General features: G+C 47.0%; 11 protein-coding genes. 3 read left to right on the top strand and 8 right to left on the bottom strand.

The window, feature by feature from the left end; genetic code table 11:
* Positions 1 to 210 precede the first annotated feature (210 nt).
* From ACTID9_RS03605 to ACTID9_RS03595, 3 genes are all read right to left on the bottom strand, one after another.
* Positions 211 to 918: a DNA alkylation repair protein gene (locus ACTID9_RS03605; protein ID WP_441069866.1), complete on the bottom strand. Its 708-nt coding sequence runs from the start codon at positions 916 to 918 to the stop codon at positions 211 to 213.
* A 508-nt stretch (positions 919 to 1,426) separates the two neighbouring features.
* Positions 1,427 to 1,789 (bottom strand): HIT family protein, encoded by a 363-nt coding sequence (locus ACTID9_RS03600; protein ID WP_441069865.1) that lies wholly within the window; start codon positions 1,787 to 1,789, stop codon positions 1,427 to 1,429.
* Between the two features lie 4 nt (positions 1,790 to 1,793).
* Positions 1,794 to 2,114 (bottom strand): phosphoribosyl-ATP pyrophosphohydrolase, encoded by a 321-nt coding sequence (locus ACTID9_RS03595; RefSeq protein WP_441069864.1) that lies wholly within the window; start codon positions 2,112 to 2,114, stop codon positions 1,794 to 1,796.
* 88 nt (positions 2,115 to 2,202) lie between these two features.
* Between ACTID9_RS03595 and ACTID9_RS03590 the strand changes: the two genes are divergently transcribed.
* Positions 2,203 to 3,225, top strand: coding sequence for an HNH endonuclease (locus tag ACTID9_RS03590; protein ID WP_441069863.1), 1,023 nt, complete (start codon positions 2,203 to 2,205; stop codon positions 3,223 to 3,225).
* A gap of 198 nt (positions 3,226 to 3,423) precedes the next feature.
* On the opposite strand, the gene rlmD (ACTID9_RS03585) is transcribed toward ACTID9_RS03590, so the two are convergent.
* Complete coding sequence (rlmD, locus tag ACTID9_RS03585; RefSeq protein WP_441069862.1) at positions 3,424 to 4,836, bottom strand: 23S rRNA (uracil(1939)-C(5))-methyltransferase RlmD; 1,413 nt, start codon at positions 4,834 to 4,836, stop codon at positions 3,424 to 3,426.
* A gap of 850 nt (positions 4,837 to 5,686) precedes the next feature.
* Here rlmD (ACTID9_RS03585) and ACTID9_RS03580 point away from each other — a divergent pair.
* Positions 5,687 to 5,953, top strand: a complete 267-nt coding sequence (locus ACTID9_RS03580) for a reverse transcriptase domain-containing protein (protein WP_441069861.1) — start codon at positions 5,687 to 5,689, stop codon at positions 5,951 to 5,953.
* A gap of 312 nt (positions 5,954 to 6,265) precedes the next feature.
* A complete protein-coding gene (locus tag ACTID9_RS03575) occupies positions 6,266 to 6,661 on the top strand; it encodes a VOC family protein (protein WP_441069860.1) in 396 nt (131 codons plus the stop codon).
* Positions 6,662 to 6,832: 171 nt separating this feature from the next.
* Here the strand turns inward: ACTID9_RS03575 and ACTID9_RS03570 are convergent, their stop codons facing one another.
* The 4 genes from ACTID9_RS03570 to ACTID9_RS03555 all read right to left on the bottom strand — a co-directional run bounded on the left by ACTID9_RS03570 (position 6,833) and on the right by ACTID9_RS03555 (position 12,135).
* Complete coding sequence (locus ACTID9_RS03570) at positions 6,833 to 8,788, bottom strand: GTP-binding protein (protein ID WP_441069859.1); 1,956 nt, start codon at positions 8,786 to 8,788, stop codon at positions 6,833 to 6,835.
* A gap of 222 nt (positions 8,789 to 9,010) precedes the next feature.
* The gene (locus ACTID9_RS03565; RefSeq protein WP_441069858.1) at positions 9,011 to 9,553 is read right to left on the bottom strand and encodes a DUF1003 domain-containing protein; all 543 of its coding nucleotides are present in this window, start codon (positions 9,551 to 9,553) and stop codon (positions 9,011 to 9,013) included.
* A 127-nt stretch (positions 9,554 to 9,680) separates the two neighbouring features.
* Entirely contained in the window at positions 9,681 to 11,117 is a 1,437-nt protein-coding gene (gene rlmD / locus ACTID9_RS03560) for a 23S rRNA (uracil(1939)-C(5))-methyltransferase RlmD (RefSeq protein WP_441072390.1), read from the bottom strand.
* A gap of 127 nt (positions 11,118 to 11,244) precedes the next feature.
* Positions 11,245 to 12,135: a diacylglycerol kinase gene (locus tag ACTID9_RS03555; RefSeq protein WP_441069856.1), complete on the bottom strand. Its 891-nt coding sequence runs from the start codon at positions 12,133 to 12,135 to the stop codon at positions 11,245 to 11,247.
* Positions 12,136 to 12,221: the final 86 nt, after the last annotated feature.

The raw sequence follows: 12,221 nt of genomic DNA, 5'->3' as shown, positions 1-12,221 counted from the left end.
GGTGTTGTGGTGACTTCATTTTACACGAATCAATCATGGGCCATTTTTTTGCCTTTAATTAGGTGTCGCACTTCATATTACAATCCGTCCTCCATTCCTAAGCTTACACTTGCCCATTCTTGGACTGTTTCTTCGCTGTAAAAAATATAACCCTTCCATTCATTTTGGAAGGGTCTTTACACCGGTGCATCTTACTTTAAAACCAACAGTTTAACACCTTACATGTTTTCGTTTGAATCCAAGCTGGTTTTTATCTACTGCCTTTTGAATATTTTCGGAAGCAGTCAAGAACCTGCTTTTTCCCTTGTTTTGTTTCACTTCTACTGGCCCTACTGCTTTTGCGGTCTCAACAGCCTTATCATGGAGCGGCAAATAGGATACCCCCACGGTGTAAATAAAATGATTCATCGCGAATTTCGCGCGTTGTGGAGATTCGTGAATCGTATTTTTTACCATTTCAAGCATATTGGCAATTTTACTCTCTGAAAATTCACGATCTAGGCGATTGCCCAAAAGCCAGCAGTAACAACTCCAGCCCGCCGACATTCTCAACTCGTCGCCGCTTGCGATCCATTTATCGGCAACCTCTTGGGCAATATCTGTTTCTGCCAAGGTTACGGCAACCACATAATCGGATAGCATATAAAAATAAGCTGCATTCATCCAACGCTCAAAATCCGCCTCAGTCATTGCTTTTGGGTCTGCAATGATGCCGGCAAAATACATGGCGTCATAGTTTCCGGTGGCGTAAAGCTGCTCAGCCAAAGATTGATTGATTTTGATCTTCTTGGCAAGAGGCTTCATAGCGCCTGTCGCCACGCCAAAAAGCGGTTCGTGCGCACCATTGGATACGTATATTTTCTTTGTTCGTTCCTTGCCCAGAGCTTCAAGCTCCTGCATAACCGTTTCTACATTCACTGTTTCATACTCCCTTCTTTTTAGGGGATCTTACCTTAAGATGAGAGCTATTCAATCGTAGCGGGAATACGTGGGGGTGATTTTTTACAGCTATAGGGACATTATTGCGTATCGTATCATAGCTGGAGGAGTTCACAAAGCGAAAGAGCAGCCCATACTGCACGGCTGCTCTGAATGTGTTATTTTGCTAGTAATGCCACTGATTCCACATGACTCGTTTGGGGATGACAATAAACCTGTGGTGCTTCTAAATAGAGCGCTATCTTCCTCTCCATCTATCTGCCTCATTTACTCTCATACGCCTTTAGCAGTAAGGACTTTGTCTTGTTACACAGACTCATCCAGCGTATGCTAGCCTCCTATAAGGTTCGTGTTCCTCAGACCGGAGATTTGCCGCCGACTTCCTACAGCTTCCACCTCGCAATGGAGTAGCAGCTTTTTCTGTATATGAAGTTAACGCCGAAAAGGATTAACTCTGGGTTTGAATGGAGCTATCCATATTTATTAATCAATATAATCTTTTTGCCGGGATTACACCTCTGACTCCACCTCTAGGATTATCGATATCACCCTTATATCTTGGAATTAAATGTACATGACAATGGAATACAGTTTGTCCAGCAAATTCCCCGCAATTCATTCCAATATTAAATCCATCTGGTTGATGATCGTCTTCCAGTATAACTTTTGCTTCAAATAGCAGCTTATCAATTGCTAATCGTTCGTCTAGGGTCAGTGAAAAATAATCGGCTGTATGCCGCTTGGGTAGAATTAATATGTGGCCTTTGTTGACTGGATACTTATCGTAAATTGCAAAAGCCAAGTCATTTTCGAGAATAATATCTTTTACTGAACAGAATATACAATCCATTATCTCAATCCTTTACATTTACAAGAAACAATTTTTCCTCAAATCCGCCGCTTTTTTCTTGTTTGTCGAGTCTAACTTTCTCAAATTCATCAATTGATACACCTTTATGCATGAGATAGGCATAAATAACTTCAACCATATCAGCGAGCTCTTCAATTTCTTCCTGAGGTGTTGCCTGATTAAATTCTTGTAGTTCTTCACTCAGTTTATTCTTTAATTCCTTCTCGAATTCTTCGTTAGTTAATGTATGTATGGTAAACTCTTTGCCTTTAGTCTCCATGATTTGAGGTATTTTATCCCTGATGAGTTTATTATATATGATCATTTTTTATCACCCTTCAAAGAAATTATTTGAATATTATTCGCAGATAGTAAATAATTTCTAGTATAACTCAAGTAATTAGGAGGCTTAAATGGGAATCTTTGAAGAAGAGTATCCCTCGTTAGATTCATATTTTCGATCCGTAATTCTCTTTGGAAAAAATAGCGCCTCGTATAAATTTGCTCTGGCAAAGTCGTTGCTTAGCCTTACAACTAGGGAAAATACGTTTATTAGTCTTGAAGAACTATCTGTGCCTTTCTCTACTCATATAAGTGAGCATCTGAAAATAAACGATAAGCAAACAACTTCTAAATCAAGTACTTTTTTAAATACATGCAGAGAATTTAATAAAGGCAGCGTTACTCAAGCTCAATTAATCCAGGCCACCGAAAAGTATGGTTTTGTTAATGTTCTCGATGCTTTCCATAACGTTAATAATGTGCCATTGCCCATTAAGTTTTTTGATGTCGTTCATGAAGGAAGGAAGAAGGGCATTGTTTTAACAGACAGTATCTATAAGTTAAATGAGTCGGGTCAATTTAACAACTTGGCTTTTGAAATTGAAGGAAGATGGCGATTAGTTGAAACAGCCTGGTCATTAGATCTTGCGCCAAATTTATTAATGGTTGATTATGATAACGAAAATAACGCGTTATTTATAAACTCTGAAATACGAAGAATTGATATTACTTCTTCAAGAGAGGCGCTTAACGGTTACCAAAAAGGGAAGTGCTTTTACTGCTTTGATAATATAACAATTGATCCATTTTCAGATGATTTAGCCGATGTTGATCACTTCTTCCCACACACATTGCAAAGCTTGACACGAACTAATCTTAATGGTGTCTGGAATCTTGTTCTAGCATGCCAGTCATGTAATCGAGGCATTGGTGGTAAATTTGCTCAGATACCAAGGGCTAGATTCCTCGATAGGCTGCATAAAAGGAATAACTTTTTTATCGATAGTCATCATCCTCTAAGAGAAACTCTAATAAATCAAACTGGAAAAACAGAGAATCAACGGGCGAGTTTCCTAAGAGAGATGGATAAATTTGCAATTAACCAGCTAATTGTTCGCTGGGAACCGATTTATGAACATGAACCTGTTTTTTAGTCTAATGTGGTCAATGATGCATGAAAAATTAAATTTAAACAAAAACCCTTGGTAGTTAAGGGGTTTCATTATTGCATAAAGAAAACCACCAGTTCTACGATTTATCCAAAATATTATTCATAGAAACCAACAAAAAAGCTCAAGTAACTGTGTTAAGCTACTTGAGCATTAAGTTTTAGTACTCCATAGGTAAATGAGCTACTTTTTAATAAGCGACACACAGCACTCTATATGCCCCGTATGCGGGAACATATCCACCGGCTGCACCCCCCGAATCGCATATCCACCCTCCAGCAGCGTCTTGCAATCCTTGGCCAGTGTAGATGGATTACAAGAAACATAGACGAACCGCTTCGGCTTAACCCGCAGCACAGCATCCAAAAACGACCGCTCCAGCCCAGTCCGCGGCGGATCGGCGACGATGACATCCGGCCGCATGCCGCCTTTTGCCCAGCGCGGCAGCAGCTCCTCCGCCTTCCCCGTGTAAAATTGAACGTTCGCAAAGCCATTGCGTTCCGCATTGCGCTTCGCGTCCTCCACCGCTTCAGGAATGACCTCGATACCCCGAACCTCCTTGACGAACGGGGCCAGCCACAAGCCAATCGTCCCTGTACCACAGTAAGCGTCCACAACCGTTTCGCTTCCGGTCAGCGCTGCTGCGGCGCGAACGGAGTTGTACAGCTTCACCGTTTGCTCCGGATTGAGCTGGAAAAACGCCCGCGGCGACAGTTCAAAAGCTAAACTGTCGAGCGACTCCTTCATCGTTTCCTGCCCCCATAGGGTTACAGTCCGCTCGCCAAATACCAGCGATGTCTTCTTTGGATTCACGTTCAGCGCAATGCCGACAACCTCGGGCAGCGCCTCCCGTATTTTCTGAACCAGCTTATCCATTCGCGGCACCCGTTCACCTTCAGCTACCAAGGTCACTTGCAGCTCGCCCGATTGGAATCCATAGCGAACGACCAAAGTCCGTATGCCATCCTTGGCGCCATTTTCCCGATACAACGGGATGTGCAGCTCGCGGATGATTCGTCTGATGGTATCGACCGCTTCATTAACCTTTGGATGCTGGATCGGACAGCCGCTGATATCGACCAAATCGTGGCTGTTGGCCTCATACAAGCCCGCCGCAATCTCTCCGTCCTTACGCCGCAGCTGGAGCTGGGCTTTGTTACGATAACCCCAAGGGTAATCCATGCCCAGGATCGGTTTGACGGGGACATCTTCTTGCCCCGCATAGCGCCGAAAAGCCTCCTTCACAAGCTCAACCTTGGCCTGAAGCTGCGCTTCATACGATAAATGCTGAAGCTGGCAGCCCCCGCACCGGTCAAACACCGGACAAACAGGCTGCTTGCGCTCCGGTGACTTTTTCTCGATCTCTGTCAGCTTCGCTTTGATATAATTCGGCTCGACCTGCATTACTTCCGCTTTCACGACTTCACCGGCCAACGTGCCCTCGACAAAAACCGTCTTGCGGCGATAGTACCCTACCCCTTCGCCGTTGATACCAATGCGTTTGATTGTGACAACGATCTTGTCGCTTGGGCGCAGATCCTCGGCTCCCCCGCTGTTTGGTGAATGGAAGTTCTTTTTCTGAGAGTGAGTTCCCACTAAACCTTTCGCTGCTTTATGTGATTTCGCTTCCGAGCGGAAACGAGATTGTTCCTTGTTCCTTCATTTTACGATCTCTCCGGTTTCAAGATAATTGATAGACACCTAGTCTAGCTGGGTGTTAGCAATAGAAGTGGGATTCCGGCTTCCCGCAGGTATACCCGCTTCTCCGTCATTTTATAGTAGCATCACTGTAAAAAGGGTGCAATGAAGCGCGGGGGGCGAGAGCGATCTGATATTTTCAATCATAAAATGGATTGCTGCACAAACAAAGAAAGAAACCAATTCATACGATAGTAACGTTCTTATCGTTTTATTGAACACTAAGGAGAAGGCGTAAGATGGAGAGAACTAGACGCTTTCACATACCAAAAAGAGTATTCTGGGAGGCATTCAAACAATCAGAAAAACCAAAGTAGTCGGCGTAGATGGTCAGACAATCCAGCACTATAAGCGAAATCGAATAAAACTGTTACATGAACAGTGGGATCAGCTGACCTCCGGCAATTATATGCCTTTTCCTGTTTGCCGGGCCTTTATCCCCAAGAAAAAGGGGGGACGGAGACCGATAGGCATTCCAACTGTAAAAGATTTTATTGTACAAACTGTATGAAAGAACAATCTGTCTCCCAAATTAGAGGTTCTCTTTCATCCAAACTCTTTTGGATATAAGCAAAATTCGCGGGCACGGGAAGACGCTATACGATTGGCCGGAAAGCGATGTTTGCGATATGATCGGGCGCTTGTGCTGGATATTAAACAATTTGGGGATAACGTTGACCATCGGTTGCTTATGAATATGTTAAAGAAACACATATAGAATAAATGGGTATTGCTATACACACACCGAATGATGAAAGCACCTGTCCAAACGCGAACCGGGACTTTCATCAAAACCGAGAAAGGGCTCGCACAAGGCAGCAAACTAAACTTTTTACTCGGCAACTTTTATTTGCACCATATCTTTGAAGTGTGGATGCAAAAGAATCATCTCGAAATCCCATTCGAACGTTACACGGATGATATAATTTGTCATTGTACAAGTGAATCCGCCGCGAAAAGGGAACTATGCAAATGTGTCTTTCGATTTTTTAGGGGCTACTTTTTGTTCACGTAAAATGAAAACGAAATCCGGATACGCGATTGCTCGTTTTATGCCTGAGATACGGGTTTGAGTTGGGAATGCCGATTAAGAGAGCTTCACCTATTGGAGGAACGATTCGCTTTCCTTTTGTCACTTTTTCAGAGGATCTGACGATGGTAGCTATCAATCATTTATAACTCGCTCTCTTGCTACCCATTCTTCTATTTCGAACACAACATAAAGTTTATCGGTTGTAGCATAAGGAAAATTGACATAAAGGAGTATCAAAACTATAAGCAGAATACACAATAACAAATTAAGGAATTAAAAAATCAGGAGGGTATCATGGGAAGATTGGTTCATTTCGAAATTCATGTAGATGACATGGCGCGTGCTAAGAAGTTTTATGGAGAAGTATTTGGGTGGGCATTTGAAGATTGGAGCGAATATGCTGGAATGCCTTATTTTGGTGCTGTGACTGGCGATGCGAACGAGCCTGGAATTAACGGAGCATTGATGCAACGTCAAGGCGCTTCCCCAGAACCTGGCCAGGCTTTGAATGGTTATGCCTGTACGATGGGAGTGGAAGATTACGATTCCACTGAAGCAAAAATTCTAACAAATGGAGGCAAGGTCGCACTTCCAAAGTATGCTCTGCCTGGAATGGCGTGGCAAGGATATTATATTGATACCGAGGGCAATATTTTTGGTATTCATCAGCCAGATGTGAACGCAAAATAGAATCTTGTTATTTTATACACTACAAACAGTGATCCTATGTTTGAAGAAAGAGAGTACCTCAAAACAGGTACTCTCTTTCGCTTGGTAAAAACTGGTATTTTTTGTAATAATGAACATAAATTATATGACCTACCAATTTTTTCCGTAATAAATATGCACCTCTGGCTCCGCTCAGAGCAGATGCATCTTGGCCTCCGCCTCGTCCCACGGCACCGAGTAGCCAGCCCCCTTGGCACAGAAGATCGAGGAGGAGGTATAGAGAGGATCTGCTTCCTTGTTGTAACCTTTCCTTTCGATCACTTCCTCCGCATTATGGCAGCGGTCGTAGCCACCAAACACGCAGCGGATGCTGCCTCGTCCATGCGTGAAGGAAGCGAACTCGGTGCTGTAGTTCATGAATGTCGACACTGGCACCCTTCCTGTAATGACCGCATGCGTATCCGACATCTGCGGTGGCTCGAACGCACCTGAAGCGCGCTGAATATCAGAGAGCACTCTCCCCATCTCGTCAATTCCCACCTTGATTTTGAAGTCATAATAGGGTTCTAACAGCATGTTATCCGCCTTCTCCAGCCCTTGCCGCAGCGCGCGGAAGGTGGCCTCACGGAAGTCGCCCCCATGGGTATGTTCGTTATGCGCCCTGCCTTTTACCAGCGTGATCTTCATATCCGTGACCGGCATGCCTGTCAGTAGTCCATGATGCTCCCGTTCGTAGAGATGCGACCGGATCAGATTCTGATAACTAAAACTTAGGTCATCAGGATGACATAAGCTAGCAAAGTGGATCCCGCTGCCTCGCTCCCCCGGTTCAATCAGGAGGTGCACTTCCGCATAATGCCTGAGCGGTTCGAAGTGTCCATAACCCGTCACAGCAGACTGTATTGTTTCTTTATACAAGATTTCCGGTTGGCCGAAAGAGACAATGAAACCGAAGCGCTCCTTCACTAGCTGCTCCAGCACTTCTAACTGAATCAGACCCATGACGCGAATGTGAATCTCTTGCAGACTCTCTTCCCAAACCACATTCAAAGACGGATCCTCCGCATTCAGAATGCGAAACGCACCGAGCACTTGCTGCACGTGAAGCGGACCTTCGAATTGTACTTTCGACTGTAGCGTCGGCTCGGTCTCGTAAGCCAACTTGTCTGAATATAGCCCCAAGCCTTGTCCAACCTCGGCCTCAGACAAGCCGGCGACTGCGAACAGATCGCCGGCTGCCACTTGTTCAACCGACTGCGTTTTGCTGCCGTTAACCAATAAGATCTGTGTAATCTTCTCTTCGTATTGAATTCCGCTGCTCTCATAGCCGAGCAACTCTCGGACCTTCAGCGTGCCGCTCAGCGCTTTGACAAACGTTAGCTTCTGCCCGTTTGCAGCGTGTCGAATTTTATAAACTCGCCCCCCGAACGGCGCCGTTTCGTCATAAGATGATGTCGTCAACAGGTGCAGTTGATCCAAGAATTCCACAACCCCCTCATCCTGAAGCGCCGAGCCGTAGGCGCAGGGGAAGAGACGTCCCTCTCGTATTATCTCCTGCAGGGCGCCCAGCCAAAACATTGGATCATCCCTCCCCTCCAGGAACGCTTCTAGCAGAGACTCATCCCGTTCCGCCATCATCTCCCGCAGCCCTTCACCGACGATACCATTGGTGAGATTATCCTTGATGGAGCAGACATCTCCGGTTAACTGACGGCGTATTTCTTCCTCCGTTCTGTTTGCATCCGCCCCGATACGATCGGTTTTATTGATGAAAAAGAACGTCGGAATCCGATGTTTGCGTAGCAGGTGCCAGACTGTCTCGGTATGACCTTGAACGCCTTCTACCGCACTGACAATCACGATCGCGTAATCCATTACCCTGATCGCCCGCTCCATCTCAGAGGAAAAATCGACATGTCCAGGCGTGTCGATCAAATAATAAACGTCGCCCTTAAATTGCATAACCGCCTGATCTGCGAACACTGTTATGCCCCTTGCCCGCTCGATACCGTGGCTGTCCAGAAAGGCATCTTGATGATCCACTCTGCCCCGCGACCGGATGCTGTTCGTATGATATAGCAGCTGTTCCGCAAAAGTCGTCTTGCCCGCATCCACATGAGCAAACAAGCCGATCGTTAGACGCTTCATGTTATCCCTCTTCCGTTGCTTCTCGGCTAGATTTTCTTTTTTCATTAAAACATAAGAAGTGAGAGGAAGAATAGGGTTGCTAAGGAGGGGATTGTTTTGTGAGGGACAGTTCTTACGATGCCGGTAAAATAAAGTCTTGATACAAAAACGGGGGAAAGGAATTTCGCTCGGCTCGTCGGCAAACTTTTCATGCGTTAGTACGACTATTTAGGCTTTCTATTATTACTCTCCCCCGCGAAATGGTTTTTTGTTTTCTTGAAGCAATTCTTTAATGGCAGCCAACTCATTTCGAACTTCGCAGCGAAACTCAGCAAAATTCGCTTCAATTCTATGCAAATGCTCTTGCATGTCATCAATTTCCTGTTCGGCTTTATAATTTATCGCAAAATCAATGATTGTTTCTTTCTTGTCTCTTGAAGCTTGCCGGTTTTGACTCATCATAATAATCGGCGCTTGGAATCCAGCAAGAAATGATAACACCAAATTTAAGAGAATAAATGGCGGTTCATCAAAATGAATGATTTTCGTAAAGGAAAGCGTGTTAAAAACGACCCATATGAGCAAAACCGTAAAAAATATGATAATAAATTTCCAACTGCCGCCAAACGCAGCTATTTTATCAGCCAATTTATCAGACCATTTGGTTGACTTTAGGTACTCTTCATTTAAATGTTCATGTATTTGTGTCTCAAACTCAGCTACTAATTGATCTACTCTTTTACCGTAATCCTTTACTTCACTTTGAGAATTGTTTTGTTCATTCATCTATTTCAAAACGCTCCTTTCTAATGGATTTCGGCCATCTTTTTTAAGATTAAATCTCGATAAAGAAAAGAGCAAACACACTTTTTTTGCATGTTTGCTCTACCTCACGCACACAAATATCTCTCGACTATTTGTCCTTCCTTACCAACAACGCCACCGCCTCCACATGCCCCGTCCACGGAAACATATCCACCGGCTGCACCTCAACCACCCGATACTTCCCACCCAACACCTTCAAATCCCGCGCCAACGTCGACGGATTGCACGACACATAAACCACCCGCTCCGGCTCCATCGCCAAAATCGTCTCCAGCAACGCCTCGTCGCACCCTTTACGCGGCGGATCGACCACAATCACATCGGCCTTAATCCCCTCTTTCCGCCACCCAGGAATCACGACCTCCGCGGCCCCGACCGCAAACGTCACATTCTCCATCCCGTTCAGCTCCGCGTTGCGGTTCGCATCCGCAATCGCTTCCGGCACGATCTCCACGCCGTAAACATGCTTGGCTTTTTGCGCCAGGAACAGCGAGATCGTCCCGATACCGCAATACGCGTCGATGACAGTCTCTCCTCCCGACAGCCCCGCATACTCAAGCGTCTTGTTGTACAGCACCTCGGTCTGCGCCGGATTCACCTGATAAAACGAGCGCGCGGAAATGGCGAACTTCACCGACCCGATGTAATCATAAATCACATCGTTGCCCCACAGCGTGAATGTCTTGTCCCCGAAAATCACGTTCGTTTGCCGTTCATTCACATTTTGCACGATGCTGGTTACCGCTGGCAGCTCCTCGCGAATCGATTCGATTAACCGCTCCTTCTGCGGAATCGTCTCTTCCGTGGTGATCAGCACGACCATGACCTCGCCCGTCTTGACACCGACTTTGGCGACGACGTGGCGCAGCAGCCCGGTGTGCGTCCCTTCATTGTAGGCGGTGATGCCGAGTTCGCCAGCCAACTTTTTGACAACGCGTACGACGCTGTCGTTGACGTCCTGCTGGATCAGGCAGGAGTCGATGTCGATGATGTCATGGGATTTCTCGGCATAAAAGCCGCTGACGATTTTGCCGCCCTGCATGCCGATGGGCACCTGTGCTTTGTTCCGATACCGCCACGGCTCGTCCATGCCGAGCGTCGGGTGCACGATGACGGCATCCTCGCCTTCTCCGGCGAAGCCGCCGATCCGCGCCAGGTTGTCCCGCACGATCTGCTGCTTGTGGGCGAGTTGTGCCGCATAATCCAGATGCTGCAGCGAACAGCCGCCGCATTGATCGAACACGGGACAGGGCGGGGTGAGCCGCACGGGACTTGGCTCCGTTACAGAAAGCAGCCGAGCGAAGCCGAAGCTTTTTTTGGCATGCTCCACTTCCGCCAACACTTTTTCCTGTGGCAACGCCTTCGGAACAAATAGCGTATAGCCGTTGTATCTGCCGACCCCTTGTCCCTCATGGTTAAGCCCGGTGATCTCCAGCTCGACGATTTGGCCGAGCTGCACGGGATAGCTGCGCTCCACGGCTGCCTGCTGGCTGCTCCGCTGCTTGTTTGATTGATGTCGCTTCATTTTCGTTGGTTTTGCCACGACGCACGTTTCTCCTTTTTATGAAAATGCCCCCTTTTTCAAGGGGTGCATGCTTTTCTTCCATGTTATCTAACTAACTATATCACAGAAAGTCCCGCCTCGCGCTTTCCTATGGTACAAAAATCTCGATATGCCCTGGCAGCGCCTGGCATTCGCATGGCAGCTCGCCGCCTAGCTCGCCGTCCAGGTTGAGCAGCACGTTCCGCTCATCCTGCGATGTGATGCGCAAATAGTCCGTCTGGAAATACAGCAAATGCGAGTCTTTGACATGATCTCCGCGGATCGCCAATGTGGCGAGGCGGATCAGGTCGGCGAGATTGGTCTTTTTGAGCACGAGGCAATCCAGTTTGCCGTCGGACAGATCTGCTTTTGGTGCGAGGCGGTCGAAGCCGCCGACAGCGCGGCTGTTGGCGATGAGAAACAGGGTAATTTCCTCATCGACCTTCACGCCCTCGCGCGTCTCGATGCGCATGTGGGTCGGGTGCAGGAATGCCAGCTTTTCAATGCCTTTCAAATAATAAGCGAGCTGGCCCAACATGGTTTTCAGCTTGCTTGGCACTTCATAGGTCAAATCGGTCAGGGCGCCGCCGCCTGCGATGTTGATGAAATAGCGGCCGTTGATGCGCCCGAGGTCGATCTTTTTCGTTTTGCCCTTAGCGATGATTTGGCAGCAGCGATCGAGCGATTTGTTCAGCCCGATGGCGCGGGCAAAATCGTTGCTGGTGCCGCACGGGATGATGCCGAGCTTGGGCCGGGCCTTTTTGCCCGCGAGGCCGTTGACGACCTCATACAGGGTGCCGTCTCCGCCCGCTGCAACGATGCAATCGAAGCCGCGCGCTGCCGCACGCTCCGCTTCGCGGGTGGCGTCTCCTTCGCCTTTGGTCGCGAAGCATGACGTTTCGTACCCTGCCTGCTCCATGATATCGAGGATATCGGGCAGTCGCTTGCGAATAAGTTCGCGCCCCGATGTCGGATTGTAAATTAAACGTGCTCTTTTCACACTTTGTCCCTTCTTCCATGGTTCCACAGTTAGAAAACGTGGCTCCCCCGCTCTTTTGGCGGAGCCGTAGCGCACTTTTGCCCAGC

The organism is Brevibacillus fluminis (genome assembly GCF_052072235.1).
Taxonomy (GTDB): domain Bacteria; phylum Bacillota; class Bacilli; order Brevibacillales; family Brevibacillaceae; genus Brevibacillus_D; species Brevibacillus_D fluminis_A.
The sequence above is the reverse complement of the archived record's forward strand: the minus strand, read 5'-3'. Positions and strand labels throughout refer to the sequence as shown.

Excerpts from the sequence above, each read along its gene's own strand:
- ACTID9_RS03600 (WP_441069865.1), bottom strand. The coding sequence starts at position 1,789 with ATGGATTGTATATTCTGTTCAGTAAAAGATATTATTCTCGAAAATGAC.
- ACTID9_RS03595 (WP_441069864.1), bottom strand. The coding sequence starts at position 2,114 with ATGATCATATATAATAAACTCATCAGGGATAAAATACCTCAAATCATG.
- ACTID9_RS03590 (WP_441069863.1), top strand. The coding sequence starts at position 2,203 with ATGGGAATCTTTGAAGAAGAGTATCCCTCGTTAGATTCATATTTTCGA.
- ACTID9_RS03580 (WP_441069861.1), top strand. The coding sequence starts at position 5,687 with ATGATGAAAGCACCTGTCCAAACGCGAACCGGGACTTTCATCAAAACC.
- ACTID9_RS03575 (WP_441069860.1), top strand. The coding sequence starts at position 6,266 with ATGGGAAGATTGGTTCATTTCGAAATTCATGTAGATGACATGGCGCGT.
- ACTID9_RS03570 (WP_441069859.1), bottom strand. The coding sequence starts at position 8,788 with ATGAAGCGTCTAACGATCGGCTTGTTTGCTCATGTGGATGCGGGCAAG.
- ACTID9_RS03565 (WP_441069858.1), bottom strand. The coding sequence starts at position 9,553 with ATGAATGAACAAAACAATTCTCAAAGTGAAGTAAAGGATTACGGTAAA.
- rlmD (WP_441072390.1), bottom strand. The coding sequence starts at position 11,117 with ATGAAGCGACATCAATCAAACAAGCAGCGGAGCAGCCAGCAGGCAGCC.